A 17,823-nucleotide genomic window follows, 5' to 3' on the forward strand; every position below is an offset into this window, starting at 1 on the left:
TGCCCCGTCCGCCTGGTGCACCAAAGGCATCCTAAGCTCGCCTGCGTTGACCGGGCCGTAACTCGTGAATGTACGGCGCCGACTTGGCGAAGCCCGCCGCTCGGCCGCTCCCGCCCGGAATTCGCATGGTCGGTTCCCGCCGGGACGACCTGCCTTCAAGATCGAGACTACTCTTCCGGAGCGGGTTCCTCAGCTGTTGAGGTAGGTCAGCACGGCCAGGACCCGGCGGTGGTCCTCGGGGCTCTGCGCCAGGCCCAGCTTCTGGAAGATGTTGCTGACGTGCTTCTCGACGGCACCGTCGGAGACCACCAGCTGCTTGGCCACCGCCGCGTTGGTGCGGCCCTCGGCCATCAGGCCGAGCACCTCGCGCTCGCGCGGGGTCAGGCCCTCCAGGACGTCGCTCCTGCGGCTGCGGCTCAGCAGCTGCTGCACCACCTCCGGGTCCAGCGCCGTCCCGCCGCCCGCCACCCGGACCACGGCGTCCACGAACTCGCGGACCTCGGCCACCCGGTCCTTCAGCAGGTAGCCGACGCCCCGGGTCGAACCGGCCAGGAGCTCGCCGGCGTAGCGCTCCTCGACGTACTGCGAGAGCACCAGGACGCCCAGGTCCGGGTACAGGCCGCGGAGGGTCACACAGGCGCGGACGCCCTCGTCGGTGTGGGTCGGGGGCATCCGGACGTCCGCGACCACCACGTCGGGCAGGGCGTTCCCGGCGGCCAGCCCCTGGACCGTGCGCAGCAGCGACTCGCCGTCCCCGACGCCCGCCACGACCTCCAGACCGCGGTCGGTGAGCAGGCGGGTCAGGCCCTCCCGCAGGAGTACCGAGTCCTCGGCGATGACGACGCGCAGCATGCGGTTAAGCCCTTCGAGCTCGGGTTCTCCAGGAGCGCGGGAAGCCGCGCGCCGCGGAGGGCTTCGGGGTTCGGACGGGGTCGGCGGGCAGGTCGCGCCCCGTCCCCGGGGGCGGGCCGCCCCGGCCCGCGGTGACCAAAACCGTACGGGAGGGCCTGTCCGGTCCGCGCGGCTGCCGCCCGCCGGGGGCTTCGCCCCCGAACGGCCGACACGGCTACACGGTGCGGACGGCGACCATGTCGCAGAGGCCCTCCAGGGCGTCCTTGGCCGGGCAGGCCGGGAGGGGGGCCAGCAGCGCGCGGGCCTCCTCGGCGTAGCGCAGGGTCTCGCGGTGGGCGCGCTCCAGCGCGGGGTGGCGGCGGAGCAGGCCCAGGGCCTCGGCGTGCAGCTCGTCGTCCCCGGCGAGGTCGAGGGTGAGGAGCTCGCGCAGGCGCACGTCCGAGGGGTCGGCCGGGTCCACGGGGGTCTGCTGGAGCAGCAGGACCGGCAGGGTGGGCACGCCCTCGCGCAGGTCGGTGCCGGGGGTCTTGCCGGACTCGTCCGCGTCGCTGGCGATGTCGAGGACGTCGTCGGCGAGCTGGAAGGCGATGCCCATCTTCTCGCCGTACTGGGTGAGGATGTCGACGATCCAGGACTCGGCACCGGCCATCAGCGCGCCGAACCGGCAGGAGACGGCGACCAGCGAGCCGGTCTTGCCCGCGAGGACGTCCAGGTAGTGCTGGAGCGGGTCGTCCTCGGGACGGGGGCCCGCAGTCTCCAGGATCTGGCCGGTGACGAGCCGTTCGAAGGCGTCGGCCTGGATCCGGACGGCCTCGGGGCCGAGCTCCGCGAGCACCTGCGAGGCCCGGGAGAAGAGGAAGTCGCCGGTGAGGATGGCCACCGAGTTGTCCCAGCGGGTGTTGGCGCTGGGGACGCCCCGGCGGACGGGGGCCTCGTCCATGACGTCGTCGTGGTAGAGCGTGGCCAGGTGGGTCAGCTCGACGACCACGGCGGAGGTGACCACGCCGGTCGCGGCCGGGTCGCCGAACTGCGCGGCGAGCATGACCAGCAGGGGCCTGAAGCGCTTGCCGCCGGCCTGGATCAGGTGACTGGCGGTGATCGTGATGAGTGGTACGTCGCTCTTGACCGTCTCGGTCAGTGCGTGTTCCACGGCGTCCATGCCGGCCTGGACGTCGCGGGTCAGATCGCGGTCCTGCACGGTCAGCCCGAAGGGCCCCACGACGGTCACGAAGACCACTCCTGTCCCTGGTCGATCTAGCGGCCTGGTCCCTGAGTGCCGCCGCTGGCCTACAAGGAGGGTATCCGGTCGCGAGTGGATCACTGCACGGGCATGGGCCTCTCCTGCCTGGTGGCGGCCGAGGAGAGCGGGTCCGGGGCCCGCGGCGCTGCGCCGTGGACCCCGGACGGGTGGTGCGTCAGAAGGTGTGGAGCTGACGGACGGAGCGTTAACGGACGAACAACGACGCCTTGCCCGCGAGGTCCAGGAAGTACTGCGGGGCGAGGCCGAGGACCAGCGTCACCAGGACGCCGAGGCCGATCGCGGTGGCGGTCATCGGGCTGGGCACGGCCACGGCGGGGCCACCGGCCTGCGGGTCGGAGAAGAACATCAGCACGATGACGCGGATGTAGAAGAAGGCCGCGACCGCCGAGCTCAGCACACCGACAATCACCAGCGGGGTCGCCCCGCCCGCCGCCGCGGCCTGGAAGACCGCGAACTTCCCGGTGAAACCGCTGGTCAGCGGGATGCCGGCGAAGGCCAGCAGGAAGAGTGCGAAGACCGCCGCCACCAGCGGCGAGCGCCGCCCGAGCCCGGCCCAGCTGGACAGGTGGGTGGCCTCGCCCTTGGAGTCGCGGACCAGGGTCACCACGGCGAAGGCGCCGAGGGTGACGAAGGAGTACGCGAGCAGGTAGAAGAGCACCGCGCCCAGGCCCTGCCGGTTGGTGGCGATCACGCCGGTGAGGATGAACCCGGCGTGCGCGATCGAGGAGTACGCCAGCAGCCGCTTCACGTCCTGCTGGGTGACGGCCAGGATCGCGCCGACCACCATGGTGAGGATCGCCACACCCCACATGACGGGCCGCCAGTCCCACTTCAGGCCGGGGAAGGCCACGTAGAACAGGCGCAGGAAAGCGCCGAAGGCCGCCGTCTTGGTGGCCGCCGCCATGAAGCCGGTGACCGGGGTCGGCGCGCCCTGGTAGACGTCCGGGGTCCAGGAGTGGAACGGCACCGCGCCGACCTTGAAGAGCAGGCCGACCGAGATCATCGCCAGGCCGGTCAGCAGCAGCACGTCGTTCTGGGTGGTGACCGCCAGCGCCGGGGTGACGGGGGCGACCCCTGACACCACGTCGGCGATGTCGCCGAGCTGGACACTGCCCGCGTAGCCGTACAGCAGCGCGACGCCGAACAGGAAGAACGCCGAGGCGAACGCGCCGAGCAGGAAGTACTTGACCGCCGCCTCCTGGGAGAGCAGCCGGCGGCGGCGGGCCAGGGCGCAGAGCAGGTAGAGCGGGAGGGAGAAGACCTCCAGCGCCACGAACATGGTCAACAGGTCGTTGGCGGCCGGGAAGAGCAGCATGCCGCCGACCGCGAACAGGGTGAGCGGGAAGACCTCGGTGGTGGTGAACCCGGCCGTGGTCGCCTGCCGCTCCTGCTCACCGCCGGGTACCGCGGCGCCCTGGGCGGCGAAGGCGTCCACGCCGTGCCCGTTCAGTCGCGGCTCCAGGCGGCGCTCGGCGTACATCAGCACGGCGACCACCGCGGACAGCAGGATCACGCCCTGCAGGAAGAGCGCCGGACCGTCGATGGCGACCGCGCCCATCGCCAGCAGGCCCGACTTGGTGGTGGCGTGTCCCTGGGCGGCGAGCACCACCACGGCGGCGAAGGAGCCGCCGAGCGCGAGCAGGGCGACGGCGACCTGGGTGCCGTACCGGTAGCGGCGGGGCAGGAAGGCCTCGACCAGGACGCCCACGATCGCGGCGCCGAAGACCACCAGCATCGGGGAGAGCTGGCCGTACTCGACGTGCGGGGCGGGGATGCTCGGGCTGTTGCCGCCGGCGGCGGCAAGCAGGTGGCTCATTCGTGCTCACCTCCGGTGGTGGCGGCGACCGGGTGGGCGGGCGCCGGGTCGGTCTGGTGGACCTGGGAGAGCGTGGCGTTCACCGCCGGGTTGACGAGATCGGTGAGCGGCTTGGGGTAGACGCCGAGGAACAGGGTCAGCGCCACCAGCGGTGCCACCACCAGGACTTCGCGCACCCTGAGGTCGGCCATGCCCTCGACCCCGGCCTTGACCGGGCCCGTCATGGTGCGCTGGTAGAGCAGCAGCGCGTACAGGGCGGCGAGCACGATGCCGAAGGTGGCGATGACGCCGACCGCCGGGTACCTGGCGAACGTGCCGACCAGGACGAGGAACTCGCTGACGAAGGGGGCGAGCCCCGGCAGCGACAGCGTCGCCAGGCCGCCGATCAGGAAGGTTCCGGCCAGCACCGGGGCGACCTTCTGCACTCCGCCGAAGTCGGCGATCAGCCGCGAGCCCCGACGGGAGATCAGGAAGCCGGCGACCAGCATCCACGCGGCGGTGGAGATGCCGTGGTTGACCATGTAGAGGGTGGCGCCGGACTGGCCCTGGCTGGTGAAGGCGAAGATGCCCATGATGATGAAGCCGAAGTGCGAGATCGAGGCGTACGCCACCAGCCGCTTGATGTCCTTCTGGCCGACCGCCAGCAGTGCGCCGTAGACGATCCCGATCAGCGAGAGCACCAGGATGTACGGGCCGAAGGTGCGGGAGGCGTCCGGGAACAGGCCGAGGCAGAAGCGCAGCATCGCGAAGGTGCCGACCTTGTCGACGACCGCCGTGATCAGTACGGCCGTTCCGGCGGTGGACTCGCCCATCGCGTTCGGCAGCCAGGTGTGCAGCGGCCAGAGCGGGGCCTTCACGGCGAAGGCGAAGAAGAAGCCCAGGAAGAGCATCTTCTCGGCGGTCGGGTCGATCACCAGCCTGCCGTCGGCGATCGCGCCGGTGAGGGTCGGCAGGTCGAAGGTGGCCAGGCCCTGGTCCTGCGCGATCACGTACAGGCCGATCACGGCGGCCAGCATGACCAGCCCGCCGAGCAGGTTGTAGAGCAGGAACTTCACTGCCGCGTAGGAGCGTTGGGCGGCGGAGTCCGGGCCGCCCGCACGGTCGCCGAAGCCGCCGATCAGGAAGTACATCGGGATCAGCATGGCTTCGAAGAAGACGTAGAAGACGAAGATGTCGGTCGCCAGGAAGGAGACCAGCACCATCGCCTCGACGGCCAGCACCAGGGCGAAGAAACCCTGGGTGCGGCGGACGTTCTCGAAGGTTCCGTCGGGGCCCTGGACCGGGTCCGCGTCGTGCCAGGAGGCCAGCATCACGATCGGCACCAGCACCGCGGTGAGCAGCGCGAGGACCGCGCCGATGCCGTCCGCCCCGAGCGAGAAGTCGATCCCGAACGAGCGGATCCAGGTGTGGGACTCGGTGAGCTGGTAGCGCGCCCCGCCGGTGTCGAGGCTCGCGGCGACGACGACGGTCAGCGCCAGGGTCGCCGCCGAGACGGCCAGCGCGACCCCCTTGCTGGCGCGGCGGCGGGCCTCGGAGGACCCGGCCGGCAGTGCGGCGGTGAGCACCGCGCCGGCGGCCGGGACGGCGCAGGTCGCGGTCAGCAGGTAGCTCATGGCCGTCCCTCCCGAAATGTGTAGGGCCCGGCGGGCGGGCGAGTCACAGTCGTCATCAGACGGACCTCATCAGGAGAGTGGTGGCGGCCAGCAGCAGTGCGCCGCCGAACATCGAGAGCGCGTACGAGCGGGCGAACCCGGTCTGGATCCGGCGCAGGCGGCCGGAGATGCCGCCGATGGTGGCGGCCAGGCCGTTCACGAGGCCGTCCACGGCCTTGCTGTCCAGGTAGACCAGCGAGGCGGTGAGTCCGGCGCCGGGGCGGACCAGGACGGCGTGGTTGAAGTCGTCCTGGAGCAGGTCGCGGCGGGCCGCCCGGGTGAGCGGCGAGCCGACCGGCGCCGTGACCGGGACCGGCGAGCGCCCGTACATCAGGTAGGCGAGGCCGACGCCCGCCAGCATGCACACGGTGGTGAGCAGGGTGACGGTGAGCGGCTGGAGCGGCGAGTCGCCCTCGGAGTGGCCGGTGACCGGCTCCAGCCAGTGCAGGAAGGAGCTGTTGAGGGTGAACAGTCCGCCGGCGAAGACCGAGCCGAAGGCCAGCAGGATCATCGGCAGGGTCATGGTGGCCGGGGACTCGTGCGGGTGCGGCTCCTCGCCGGTCTGCGCCGAGGGCTGCCAGCGCTTCTCCCCGAAGAAGGTCAGCAGCATCACCCGGGTCATGTAGAACGCGGTGACGGCGGCGCCGACGAGCGCGCAGAGGCCGAGGATCCAGCCCTCGGTGCCGCCCTTGGCGAAGGCCGCCTCGATGATCTTGTCCTTGGAGAAGAACCCGGACAGGCCGGGGAAGCCGATGATCGCCAGGTAGCCGAGGCCGAAGGTGACGAAGGTGATCGGCATGTACTTCCGCAGGCCGCCGTAGTGACGCATGTTCACCTCGTCGTCCATGCCGTGCATGACCGACCCGGCGCCGAGGAACAGTCCGGCCTTGAAGAAGCCGTGGGTGACCAGGTGCATGATGGCGAAGGCGTAACCGATCGGGCCGAGCCCGGCCGCCAGCACCATGTAGCCGATCTGCGACATGGTCGATCCGGCCAGCGCCTTCTTGATGTCGTCCTTCGCGCAACCGACGACCGCACCGAAGAGCAGCGTCACCGTGCCCACCACCACCACGGCGGTCTGGGCGTCGGGGGCCAGGTTGAAGACGGCACCCGACCTGGTGATCAGGTAGACCCCGGCGGTGACCATGGTGGCCGCGTGGATCAGGGCCGAGACCGGGGTCGGGCCCTCCATCGCGTCACCGAGCCAGGACTGCAGCGGCACCTGGGCCGACTTGCCGCAGGCCGCGAGCAGCAGCATCAGCGCGATGGCGGTCAGCTTGCCCTCGCTCGCCTGCTGCGCCCCGCCGAGGACGGGACCGAAGGCGAAGCTGCCGAACTCGGTGAACATCAGCATGATCGCGATCGACAGGCCCATGTCGCCGACCCGGTTGACGATGAACGCCTTCTTGGCGGCCGTCGCGGCACTCGGCTTGTGCTGCCAGAAGCCGATCAGCAGGTACGAGGCGAGCCCGACGCCCTCCCAGCCGACGTACAGCAGCAGGTAGTTGTCGGCCAGCACGAGCAGCAGCATCGCCGCCAGGAAGAGGTTGAGGTAGCCGAAGAAGCGGCGGCGGCGCTCGTCGTGGGCCATGTAGCCCACCGAGTAGAGGTGGATCAGGGTGCCGACACCCGTGATCAACAGGACGAAGGTGACGGACAGTTGGTCGAGCTGGAAGGAGACGTCGGCCTGGAAGCCGTTCACCGGGATCCAGCTGAACAGGTGCTGGTGCACCGCCCGTTGTCCGGTCGGGCGGCCCAGCATGTCCGAGAACAGCAGGACGCCGAGGACGAAGGAGAGCGCGGCGGCCAGCGTGCCGAGCCAGTGCCCGAGGCGGTCGAGGTACCGCCCGCCGAGCAGCAGCAGGGCGGCACCGGCCAGCGGAGCCGCGACCAGCAGCGGAATGAGAGAGTTCACGGGTGAGGCCCTCCGCCTACAGCTTCATCAGGTTGCTGTCGTCGACCGAAGCGGAGTGCCTGGTCCGGAAGATGCTGACGATGATGGCGAGGCCGACCACGACCTCGGCCGCCGCGACCACCATGGTGAAGAAGGCGATCACCTGGCCGTCCAGGTTGCCGTGCATCCGGGAGAAGGTGACCAGGGCCAGGTTGGACGCGTTCAGCATCAGCTCGACGCACATGAACAGCACGATGGCGTTCCGCCGGATCAGCACGCCGGACGCACCGATGGTGAACAACAGGGCGGCGAGATAGAGGTAGTTGACGGGATTCACGTCTCGTCCTCCGCCTTCTTCGGTTCCTTCGTCGGTACGGTCTCCAGCGCCTTGCGCGGCCCGGTGACCGGCGGCCGGGCGGACGGGGGCCGGCCCAGCCAGTCGGCGGTGGTGGACTCCAGCTCGGCCATCCGCCGGAGCATCTCCCGGCTGACGTCGCGGATCTGCCCGCGCTCGCGCAGGGTCCCCATCACGGAGTCCTCGGCGACGGTGCCGTCCGGCAGCAGGGCCGGGACGTCCACCGCGTTGTGCCGGGCGTACACGCCGGGGGCGGGCAGCGGCGGCAGCTGGATGTTGTCCCTGACCCGCTGGGCCGCCAGCTCGCGCTGGGTGCTCGGGGCCTTCACGTGCTCGCGGTGGGTCAGCACCATGGCGCCGACCGCGGCGGTGATCAGCAGAGCGCCGGTGACCTCGAACGCCCAGACGTACTTGGTGAACAGCAGCCGTGCCAACCCCTGCACGTTGCCCTCGGCGTTGGCCTCGGCCAGCCCAGTGAAGTGCCCCAGCTTCGCGTTGGCGATGCCGGCGACCAGCAGCACGCCGAAGCCGAGTCCGCAGAGCGCGGCGGCGATCCGCTGGCCCTTCAGCTGTTCCTTCAGGGAATCCGCGGAGGTGACACCGACCAGCATCACCACGAACAGGAAGAGCATCATGATCGCGCCGGTGTAGACGACGATCTGCACCACGCCGAGGAACACCGCACCCTGGGCCAGGTAGCAGACGGCCAGCGCCAGCATGGTGGCCGCCAGGCAGAGCGCGCTGTGCACGGCCTTCCTCATCAGCAGCATGCCCAGCGCACCGCCGACCGCGACCACGGCCAGCACCCAGAACTGGACGGCCTCTCCGGTGGAGGTCATGACTGCACCTCCTTGTCCCGGGCCGTGCGCTCCTGCTGCACCGTGCCCGGCGCGGCGGCGGTGATCTCGCCCCGGTAGTACGCACCCTCGTCGGTGCCTGGGTAGATCGCGTGCGGGGTGTCGACCATGCCCTCGGTGAGGCCGGCCAGCAGCTGTTCCTTGGTGAAGATCAGGTCGGCCCGCGAGGAGTCCGCCAGCTCGTACTCGTTGGTCATGGTGAGCGCCCGGGTCGGGCAGGCCTCGATGCACAGCCCGCACAGGATGCAGCGGGCGTAGTTGATCTGGTACACCGCGCCGTAGCGCTCACCGGGCGAGTAGCGCTCCTCCTCCCGGTTGTCCGCGCCCTCGACGTAGATCGCGTCGGCCGGGCAGGCCCAGGCGCAGAGTTCGCAGCCGACGCACTTCTCCAGGCCGTCCGGGTGCCGGTTCAGCTGGTGGCGGCCGTGGAAGCGCGGAGCGGTGGGCTTCTTCTGCTCCGGGTACTGCTCGGTCAGCCGCTTCTTGAACATGGCCTTGAAGGTCACGCCGAAGCCTGCGGCCGGTCCAAGGATCGAGGGCCCGGTCGTCTCTTCAGGCCCGGTGGTCTTCTCGTCCGACATCTCGGTTCAGCTCCCCTCGGAATGGTCGGGCCCGTTGAGGGCGTCCTGGAGTTGCGGGGCCCGGCTGCGCCGACGCGGTACGGGCGGGAGCTGCTGGCCGGGCATCGGCGGCACGGGGTAGCCGCCGGCCGTCGGGTCGAACTCTCCCCGGGCCTGTGCGCCCTCCTCGGGCTCCGGCGGGCGCCGGAAGAAGTCACGCGCCAGCGCGAGCAGCAGGACCGCCCCGATCGGCGCGCCGACGTACAGCACCACCTGGCCGAAGTCGTAGCCCACATTGCGCAGCGCCCGGACGCTGGCCACCATCACCAGCCAGGCCAGCGAGACCGGGATCAGCACCTTCCAGCCCAGCTTCATGAACTGGTCGTACCGGAGCCTCGGCAGGGTGGCGCGCAGCCAGATGAAAAAGAACAGCAGCAGCTGGATCTTGACGATGATCCACAGCATCGGCCACCAGCCGTGGTTCGCCCCGGCCCAGAAGGTGGAGACCGGCCACGGCGCCCGCCAGCCGCCCAGGAAGAGCGTGGCGGCGACGGCCGAGACGGTGACCATGTTGACGTACTCCGCCAGCATGAACATCGCGAACTTCAGTGAGGAGTACTCGGTGTTGAAGCCGCCGACCAGCTCGCCCTCGGCCTCCGGGAGGTCGAAGGGGGCGCGGTTGGTCTCACCGACCATCGCGATGACGTAGACGATGAACGAGACCGGCAGCAGCACCGCGAACCAGGTCGGCTGCTGGGAGGCGACGATCTCCGAGGTCGACATCGAGCCCGAGTAGATGAACACCGCCGCGAAGGACAGACCCATCGCGATCTCGTAACTCACCATCTGGGCCGCCGAGCGCAGACCGCCGAGCAGCGGGTACGTCGAGCCCGAGGACCAACCCGCCAGCACGATCCCGTAGATGCCGACCGAGGCCACTGCCAGGATGTAGAGCAGGGCGATCGGCAGGTCGGTGAGCTGCATCGGCGTCCGGGTGCCGAAGATGGACACCTGGTCGTCGGCCGGGCCGAACGGGATCACCGCGAAGGCCATGAACGCCGGGATCGCGCTGACGATCGGCGCCAGCACGTAGACGACCTTGTCGGCGTTCTTGACGACCAGGTCCTCCTTCAGCGCCAGTTTGACGCCGTCGGCCAGCGACTGGAGCGTGCCCCAGGGACCGTGCCGGTTGGGGCCGATCCGCAGCTGCATCCAGGCGACGACCTTGCGCTCCCCGACGATCGCGACCAGCACCGTGACCAGCAGGAAGGCGAAGCAGAACACCGCCTTCAGCAGCACCAGCCACCACGGGTCGCGACCGAAGAAGCCGAGCGTCTCGTACGCGGAAAGCATCATGATTCCTCCGCAGCGACTGCCGCGTCGGCCGGCTGGGCCGAGTCGGCCGCGGCGATCGTGACCAGGTGGCCGACCGTGGTGCCCAGCGTCCGGTGGGCACCGCCCGGGGTGGAGTTGAGCGGCAGCCAGACCGTGCGGTCGGGCATCGCCGCGGTGATCTCCAGCGGCAGGATCAGCGAACCCGCGGGACCGGTGACCCGGACGGCCCGGCGCGCGCCGATCTCCTCGGCGGTGGCCGCCGAGAGCCGGACCACGGCCGGGTGCCGGGTGCCCGCCAGGTTCTCGTCGCCCTGCTGGAGCGTGCCGTTGTCGAGCAGCAGCCGGTGCCCGGCGAGCACCGCCTGCCCGGTGGCCGGGCGCGGCAGCGGGGCCGGGTGCGCGGCGGGTGCGGCCGGGCGGTCGCCCGTCCAGGGCGCGAAGCGGTCCAGCTCCAGCCGGGCCGCCCGGACGTCCGGCAGGCCCAGCGGCCGGCCGATCGCGTCCGCCAGCATGTTCAGCACCCTGACGTCGGAGAAGGCCTGACCGCTCATCAGCTGGTCGGGCTTGAGCGCGGCCTCGAACATCCGCACCCGGCCCTCCCAGTCCAGGAAGGTCCCGGCCTTCTCGGCCACCGCGGCCACCGGCAGCACCACGTCGGCCCGCTCGGTGACCGCGGACGGCCGCAGCTCCAGCGACACCACGAACGGCACCCGGGCCAGCGCCTCCTCGGCGAGCACCGGATCGGCCAGGTCGTCCAGGCCGACGCCGCCGACCAGCAGCGCGTCCAGGTCCCCGCGAGCGGCGGCGGCCAGGATCTGGTCGGTGTCCCGCCCCGGGCGGGCCGGGAGTTCGGCGAGGCCCCAGACGGCAGCGGCGTCGAGACGGGCGGCCGGGACGGCCACCGGACGCCCGCCGGGCAGCAGCCCGGGCAGCGCACCGGCCTCCAGGGCACCCCGCTCCCCCGCCCGGCGCGGCACCCAGGCCGGCCGGGCGCCGGTGACCTGCGCGAGCCGCAGCACGGCGGTCAGCCCGCCGGGCACGGCCGCCAGCCGCTCACCGACCAGGATCACCGCGCCCGGGCCGCGCAGCGCGTCGGCGGCGCGGCCCGCGTCGTCGGTGAGCACCGAGTCCCCGGCCAGCGCGGCCAGCCACTCGGCCTCGGTCCCCGGGGCGGCGGGCAGCAGCGCGCCGCGCAGCTTGGCCAGGCCCCGGGAGGCGTGCGAGGCGATCGAGAAGACCTGGAGTCCGCCGGCGCGGTTGGCCTTCCGCAGCCGCAGGAAGACGATCGGCGACTCCTCCTCGGCCTCCAGGCCGACCAGCAGGACCGCGGGGGCGGCCTCGAGTGCCGCGTACGACAGCCCGGTTCCGTCGAGGTCGACCCCGTGGCCGGCCACCGCCGCCGCCAGGAAGTCCGCCTCCTCACCGCTGTGCGGGCGGGAGCGGAAGTCCACGTCGTTGGTGCCCAGCGCCACCCGGGCGAACTTGGCGTAGCCGTACGCGTCCTCGACCGTCACCCGGCCGCCGGTGAGCACCGCGGCCCGTGCGCCGCGCAGGCCCTCGGCGGCGCGGGCGAGCGCCTCCGGCCAGCCGGCCGGCACGAGCGCGCCGTCGGCCGCGCGCACCAGGGGGGTGGTGATCCGGTCCCGCGACTGCGCGTAGCGGAAGGCGAACCGGCCCTTGTCGCAGTTCCATTCCTCGTTCACCTCGGGCTCGTCGCCCGCCAGTCGGCGCAGCACCTTGCCCCTGCGGTGGTCGGTGCGCTGCGCGCAGCCGGACGAGCAGTGCTCGCAGACGCTCGGCGAGGAGACCAGGTCGAACGGCCGGGAGCGGAACCGGTAGGCCGCCGAGGTCAGCGCACCGACCGGGCAGATCTGGATGGTGTTGCCGGAGAAGTACGACGCGAACTCGTCCCCCTCTCCCACGCCGACCTGCTCCAGCGCGCCGCGCTCCAGCAGCTCGATGAACGGGTCACCGGCGATCTGCTGGGAGAAGCGGGTGCAGCGGGCGCAGAGCACGCAGCGCTCCCGGTCCAGCAGCACCTGGCTGCTCAGCGGGACCGGCTTCGGGTAGGTGCGCTTCATCCCCTCGAAGCGGGAGTCCGCCTGGCCGTTGGACATCGCCTGGTTCTGCAGCGGACACTCGCCACCCTTGTCGCAGACCGGGCAGTCCAGCGGGTGGTTGATCAGCAGCAGCTCCATCACGCCGCGCTGCGCCTTCTCAGCGACCGGCGAGCTGACCTGGGTGCGGACCACCATGCCCTCCGCCACCGGAATGGTGCAGGAGGCGACCGGCTTGCGCTGGCCCTCGATCTCGACGATGCACTGGCGGCAGGCACCGGCCGGGTCCAGCAGCGGGTGGTCGCAGAAGCGCGGGATCTGGGTGCCGATCTGTTCGGCGGCGCGGATCACCAGGGTCCCCTTGGGAACCCTGACCTCGACGCCGTCGACGGTGAGCGTGACGAGGTCGGTGGACCCCGCGGCGGGGCCGCCGGTCGTCGCAGCGGTGGTAGCGGTCACGCGTGCACCTCCCTCTCGGTGGCGGACGGGTGGGTGTGGGGCCGGTCGGCCCAGACGGTGGCGGCGGCCGGGTCGAAGGGGCAGCGCCGCTCGGCGAGGTGCTGCTCGTACTCGGCGCGGAAGTACTGGAGCGAGGAGGCGATCGGGCTGGCGGCGCCGTCGCCCAGGGCGCAGAAGGACTTGCCGTTGATGTTGTCGGCGATGTCGAGGAGCTTCTCCAGGTCGCCGTCGACGCCCTGGCCCGCCTCGATCCGCTTGAGCAACTGGACCAGCCAGTACGTCCCTTCGCGGCACGGGGTGCACTTGCCGCAGGACTCGTGGGCGTAGAACTCGGTCCAGCGGGTGACCGCCCGGACCACGCAGGTGGTCTCGTCGAAGACCTGCAGCGCCTTGGTGCCGAGCATCGAGCCCGCCGCGCCGACGCCCTCGTAGTCGAGCGGGACGTCCAGGTGCTCGTCGGTGAACATCGGCGTCGAGGAGCCGCCCGGGGTCCAGAACTTGAGCCGGTGCCCGGCCCGTACCCCGCCGCTGACCTCCAGCAGCTGGCGCAGCGTGATGCCGAGCGGCGCCTCGTACTGACCGGGGTTGGTGACGTGCCCGGAGAGCGAGTAGAGCGTGAAGCCGGGCGACTTCTCGGTGCCGAGCGCCTTGAACCAGTCCTTGCCGCGCACCAGGATCGGCGGCACCGAGGCGATCGACTCGACGTTGTTGACCACCGTCGGGCAGGCGTAGAGGCCGGCGACGGCCGGGAACGGCGGCCGCAGGCGCGGCTGGCCCCGGCGGCCCTCCAGCGAGTCCAGCAGAGCCGTCTCCTCGCCGCAGATGTACGCTCCGGCGCCCGCGTGCACGGTGATGTCCAGGTCGGTCCCGGAGCCGAGGATGTTCCGGCCCAGGTACCCGGCGTCGTACGCCTCGGCCACGGCCGCGTGCAGCCGGCGCAGGACGGGGACGACCTCGCCGCGCAGGTAGATGAAGGCGTGGTCGCAGCGGATCGCGTACGAGGCGATGATCATGCCCTCGATCAGCGAGTGCGGGTTGGCGAAGAGCAGCGGGATGTCCTTGCAGGTGCCCGGCTCGGACTCGTCGGCGTTGACCACCAGGTAGTGCGGCTTGCCGTCATTCTGCGGGATGAACTGCCACTTCATGCCGGTCGGGAAGCCGGCGCCGCCGCGGCCGCGCAGCCCCGAGTCCTTGACCAGGGCGATCACGTCGTCCGGTGGCATGGCCAGGGCGGCCCGCAGGCCCCGGTAGCCGTCGTGGCGGCGGTAGGTGGCCAGGCTGTAGGGACGCGCGTCGTCCCAGCAGGCCGAGAGTACCGGTGAGAGAAGCTTCTCGGCCGGCTCCACGGAGGTCATCACGCGTCCGTCCCTTCGTGCCGGGGGGAGACCACCTTGGTCCCCGAAGTACCGGGCAGCGCCTCGCCCCTGGCGAGCCTCAGCCCCGCCAGCGAGGGCGCACCGCCCGCGCCGGACTCGTCCACCGCGCCGTCCCGCTCGTCGGGGAAGCCGGCCAGCATGCGCGCGGTCTCCTTGAAGCTGCACAGCCGGGCGCCCCGGGTCGGCCGCACCTCGCCGCCCTCGCGCAGCCGGTCCACCAGCTGCCGTGCGCTCTCGGGGGTCTGGTTGTCGAAGAACTCCCAGTTGACCATCACCACGGGGGCGTAGTCGCAGGCCGCGTTGCACTCGATGTGCTCGATCGAGACCGCGCCGTCCTCGGTGGTCTCGTTGTTCTCGATCCCGAGGTGCTGCTTGAGTTCGGCGAAGATCTGGTCGCCGCCGAGCACCGCGCAGAGCGTGTTGGTGCACACGCCGACGTGGTACGTCCCCGCCGGGCGGCGCCGGTACATCGTGTAGAAGGTGGCGACCGCGGCGACCTCGGCGGTGGTGAGCTCCAGCTGCTCGGCGCAGAACCGGATCCCGGTCGCGCTGACGTAGCCCTCCTCGGCCTGCACCAGGTGCAGCAGCGGCAGCAGGGCGGAGCGGGCGACGGGGTAGCGGGCGATCAGCTCGCGCGCGTCCGCCGCCAGCCGGTCGTGCACCTGCGGCGGGTACGGCCTGGCCGGCAGCGCCGGCAGTCCGAGTTCGACACTGCCTTGAGAGTTGCTCACCGGTCCACGCCTCCCATCACCGGGTCGATCCCGGCCACCGCGATGATCACGTCGGCCACCTGGCCGCCCTCGCACATCGCCGCCATCGACTGCAGGTTGGTGAACGAGGGGTCGCGGAAGTGGACGCGGTACGGCCGTGTGCCGCCGTCGCTCACCATCTGCACCCCGAGCTCGCCCTTGGACGACTCGACCGCCGCGTACGCCTGTCCGACCGGGACCCTGAAGCCCTCCGTCACCAGCTTGAAGTGGTGGATCAGGGCCTCCATCGAAGTCCCCATGATCTTGCGGATGTGGTCCAGCGAGTTGCCCATCCCGTCCGGCCCGACGGCCAGTTGGGCGGGCCAGGCGATCTTCTTGTCGGCGACCATCACCGGGCCGGGCCGCAGCCGGTCCAGGCACTGCTCGACGATCCGCAGCGACTGCCTCATCTCCTCCAGGCGGATCAGGAACCGCCCGAAGGAGTCGCAGGAGTCCGCGACCGCGACCTCGAAGTCGTAGTTCTCGTAGCCGCAGTAGGGGTCGGCCTTGCGCAGGTCGTGCGGCAGGCCGGTGGCCCGCAGGACCGGTCCGGTGGCACCGAGTGCGAGGCAGCCGGGCAGGTCCAGGAAACCGACGTTCATCAGGCGGGCCCTGAACACCGGGTTACCGGTGGCGAGTTTGTCGTACTCGTGCAGCCGCGTGCGCAGCAGCTTGACCGCCTCGCGGATCTGGTCGACGGCTCCGGGCGGCAGGTCCTGGGCGACGCCGCCGGGACGGACGTACGCGTGGTTCATCCGCAGGCCGGTGACCAGCTCGAAGACGTCCAGCACGACCTCGCGGTCCCGGAAGCCGTAGACCATCAGGGTGGTGGCACCCATCTCCATGCCACCGGTGGCCAGGCAGACCAGGTGCGAGGAGATCCGGTTCAGCTCCATCATCAACACCCGGATGACATCGGCCCGTTCGGGGATGTCACCGGTGATGCCGAGCAGCTTCTCGACGGCCAGGCAGTACGCGGTCTCGTTGAACAGCGGGGTCAGGTAGTCCATCCGGGTCACGAAGGTGGTGCCCTGGACCCAGTTGCGGAACTCCAGGTTCTTCTCGATGCCGGTGTGCAGGTAGCCGATGCCGCAGCGGGCCTCCTTCACCGTCTCGCCGTCGATCTCCAGGATCAGCCGCAACACCCCGTGGGTGGACGGGTGCTGGGGACCCATGTTGACGATGATGCGCTCGTCGTCGGCGCGCGCCGCGGCCTCGACCACCTCGCCCCAGTCGCCACCGGTGACGGTGAAGACCCGGCCCTCGGTGGTCTCCCGGGCCGCTGCCTCGTACTCGGCCCCGTGCTCAGATTGGATTGGCATCAGCTGTACGACCTCCGCTGGTCGGGCGCCGGGATCTGGGCGCCCTTGTACTCGACGGGGATGCCGCCGAGCGGGTAGTCCTTGCGCTGCGGGTGGCCCTGCCAGTCGTCCGGCATCATGATCCGGGTCAGTGCCGGATGCCCCTCGAAGACCAGGCCGAAGAAGTCGTACGTCTCGCGCTCGTGCCAGTCGTTGGTCGGGTAGACGCTGACCACGGACGGGATCCGCGGGTCGGCGTCCGGGGCACTGACCTCCAGCCGCAGCAGGCGGCCGTGGGTGATCGACCGCAGCTGGTACACCGCGTGCAGCTCGCGCCCGCTGTCGTGCGGGTAGTGCACCCCGCTCACGCCGAGGCAGAGCTCGTAGCGCAGCGCCGGGTCGTCGCGCAGGGTGCGGACGGCCTTCAGCAGGTGCTCCCGGGCGATGTGGAAGGTGAGTTCGGCCCGGTCCACGACGGTCTTCTCGATCACCGCCGCCGGATCGAGCCCCTGCTCCTCCAGCGCGCCCTCGAACTCGTCGGCCACCTCGTCGAAGCCGTGCCCGTACGGGCGGCTGCTCGCGGGCGGCAGCGCGATCGGGGCGGTCAGCCCGCCGAAGCCGGAGGTGTCACCGGTGCCGCTGGTGCCGAACATGCCCTGCCGCCGGCCGATCACCTCGACCGGGAGTTCCGTGCGGGTGGCGGGGACGTGCTCCTCGGGGGTCCCGCTCATCGCAGCAGCCCCCGCATCTCGCTCGTCGGGGTGGCGTGCAGGGCGATCTCCTCGGCCTGCTCCTCGGCGCGGAGCCGGTGCACCCCGAGCTTCTCGTGCCGGATCTTGTCGTGCAGTTTGAGGATCGCGTCCATCAGCATCTCCGGGCGGGGCGGACAGCCCGGCAGGTAGATGTCCACGGGGACGATGTGGTCGACGCCCTGGACGATCGCGTAGTTGTTGAACATCCCGCCCGAGGAGGCGCAGACGCCCATCGAGATGACCCACTTCGGATTGGCCATCTGGTCGTACACCTGGCGCAGCACCGGGGCCATCTTCTGACTCACCCGCCCGGCCACGATCATCAGATCGGCCTGCCGGGGCGAACCCCGGAAGACCTCCATGCCGAACCGGGCCAGGTCGTAGCGGCCGGCTCCGGTGGTCATCATCTCGATCGCGCAGCAGGCCAGTCCGAAGGTGGCCGGGAAGAGCGAGGCTTTGCGCACCCACCCCGCCGCGGTCTCCACACTGGTGAGCAGAAAGCCGCCCGGCAGCTTCTCCTCGATACCCATCAGATCCCTCTCAGTCT

Annotated in this window: 15 protein-coding genes; all 15 read right to left on the reverse strand. The window is 71.1% G+C overall.

All coding sequences use genetic code 11. The annotated features are described in order from the left end of the window. Window positions 1-189 precede the first annotated feature (189 nt). The 15 genes from ACFC1R_RS09235 to ACFC1R_RS09305 all read right to left on the reverse strand — a co-directional run bounded on the left by ACFC1R_RS09235 (window position 190) and on the right by ACFC1R_RS09305 (window position 17,806). On the reverse strand, window positions 190-849 hold the full coding sequence (locus tag ACFC1R_RS09235; RefSeq protein WP_375935346.1) for a LuxR C-terminal-related transcriptional regulator: 660 nt from the start codon (window positions 847-849) through the stop codon (window positions 190-192). Between the two features lie 217 nt (window positions 850-1,066). Next, window positions 1,067-2,080: a polyprenyl synthetase family protein gene (locus ACFC1R_RS09240; RefSeq protein WP_375935163.1), complete on the reverse strand. Its 1,014-nt coding sequence runs from the start codon at window positions 2,078-2,080 to the stop codon at window positions 1,067-1,069. A gap of 217 nt (window positions 2,081-2,297) precedes the next feature. Continuing rightward, entirely contained in the window at window positions 2,298-3,929 is a 1,632-nt protein-coding gene (gene nuoN / locus ACFC1R_RS09245) for an NADH-quinone oxidoreductase subunit NuoN (protein WP_375935166.1), read from the reverse strand. Then, the gene (locus tag ACFC1R_RS09250; protein ID WP_375935168.1) at window positions 3,926-5,542 is read right to left on the reverse strand and encodes an NADH-quinone oxidoreductase subunit M; all 1,617 of its coding nucleotides are present in this window, start codon (window positions 5,540-5,542) and stop codon (window positions 3,926-3,928) included. The genes nuoN and ACFC1R_RS09250 overlap by 4 nt, the downstream gene beginning before the upstream one ends. A 55-nt stretch (window positions 5,543-5,597) precedes the next feature. Then, window positions 5,598-7,496 carry an NADH-quinone oxidoreductase subunit L gene (gene nuoL / locus ACFC1R_RS09255; RefSeq protein ID WP_375935171.1) on the reverse strand — a complete coding sequence of 633 codons (1,899 nt, stop codon included), beginning with the start codon at window positions 7,494-7,496 and terminating at the stop codon, window positions 5,598-5,600. 16 nt (window positions 7,497-7,512) lie between these two features. Further along, entirely contained in the window at window positions 7,513-7,812 is a 300-nt protein-coding gene (nuoK, locus tag ACFC1R_RS09260; protein ID WP_045304069.1) for an NADH-quinone oxidoreductase subunit NuoK, read from the reverse strand. After that, the gene (locus ACFC1R_RS09265; RefSeq protein ID WP_375935173.1) at window positions 7,809-8,669 is read right to left on the reverse strand and encodes an NADH-quinone oxidoreductase subunit J; all 861 of its coding nucleotides are present in this window, start codon (window positions 8,667-8,669) and stop codon (window positions 7,809-7,811) included. The genes nuoK and ACFC1R_RS09265 overlap by 4 nt, the downstream gene beginning before the upstream one ends. Then, window positions 8,666-9,268 carry an NADH-quinone oxidoreductase subunit NuoI gene (nuoI, locus tag ACFC1R_RS09270; RefSeq protein ID WP_375935176.1) on the reverse strand — a complete coding sequence of 201 codons (603 nt, stop codon included), beginning with the start codon at window positions 9,266-9,268 and terminating at the stop codon, window positions 8,666-8,668. Before nuoI ends, ACFC1R_RS09265 begins: the two co-directional genes overlap by 4 nt. A gap of 6 nt (window positions 9,269-9,274) precedes the next feature. Next, entirely contained in the window at window positions 9,275-10,603 is a 1,329-nt protein-coding gene (nuoH, locus tag ACFC1R_RS09275; protein WP_375935179.1) for an NADH-quinone oxidoreductase subunit NuoH, read from the reverse strand. Next, window positions 10,600-13,098: an NADH-quinone oxidoreductase subunit G gene (locus ACFC1R_RS09280; RefSeq protein ID WP_375935182.1), complete on the reverse strand. Its 2,499-nt coding sequence runs from the start codon at window positions 13,096-13,098 to the stop codon at window positions 10,600-10,602. The genes nuoH and ACFC1R_RS09280 overlap by 4 nt, the downstream gene beginning before the upstream one ends. Further along, window positions 13,095-14,453: an NADH-quinone oxidoreductase subunit NuoF gene (gene nuoF / locus ACFC1R_RS09285; RefSeq protein ID WP_375935185.1), complete on the reverse strand. Its 1,359-nt coding sequence runs from the start codon at window positions 14,451-14,453 to the stop codon at window positions 13,095-13,097. The genes ACFC1R_RS09280 and nuoF overlap by 4 nt, the downstream gene beginning before the upstream one ends. Continuing rightward, window positions 14,453-15,205, reverse strand: a complete 753-nt coding sequence (gene nuoE / locus ACFC1R_RS09290) for an NADH-quinone oxidoreductase subunit NuoE (protein ID WP_375935188.1) — start codon at window positions 15,203-15,205, stop codon at window positions 14,453-14,455. The genes nuoF and nuoE overlap by 1 nt, the downstream gene beginning before the upstream one ends. Further along, window positions 15,202-16,545 (reverse strand): NADH-quinone oxidoreductase subunit D, encoded by a 1,344-nt coding sequence (locus ACFC1R_RS09295; protein WP_375935191.1) that lies wholly within the window; start codon window positions 16,543-16,545, stop codon window positions 15,202-15,204. Before ACFC1R_RS09295 ends, nuoE begins: the two co-directional genes overlap by 4 nt. Beyond that, window positions 16,545-17,255, reverse strand: coding sequence for an NADH-quinone oxidoreductase subunit C (locus ACFC1R_RS09300; RefSeq protein ID WP_375935194.1), 711 nt, complete (start codon window positions 17,253-17,255; stop codon window positions 16,545-16,547). Before ACFC1R_RS09300 ends, ACFC1R_RS09295 begins: the two co-directional genes overlap by 1 nt. Next, window positions 17,252-17,806, reverse strand: coding sequence for a NuoB/complex I 20 kDa subunit family protein (locus ACFC1R_RS09305; protein ID WP_375935197.1), 555 nt, complete (start codon window positions 17,804-17,806; stop codon window positions 17,252-17,254). The genes ACFC1R_RS09300 and ACFC1R_RS09305 overlap by 4 nt, the downstream gene beginning before the upstream one ends. Between the last annotated feature and the right edge of the window lie 17 nt (window positions 17,807-17,823).

The sequence above is a fragment of the Kitasatospora sp. NPDC056138 genome (assembly GCF_042264695.1).
Taxonomy (GTDB): Bacteria; Actinomycetota; Actinomycetes; order Streptomycetales; family Streptomycetaceae; genus Kitasatospora.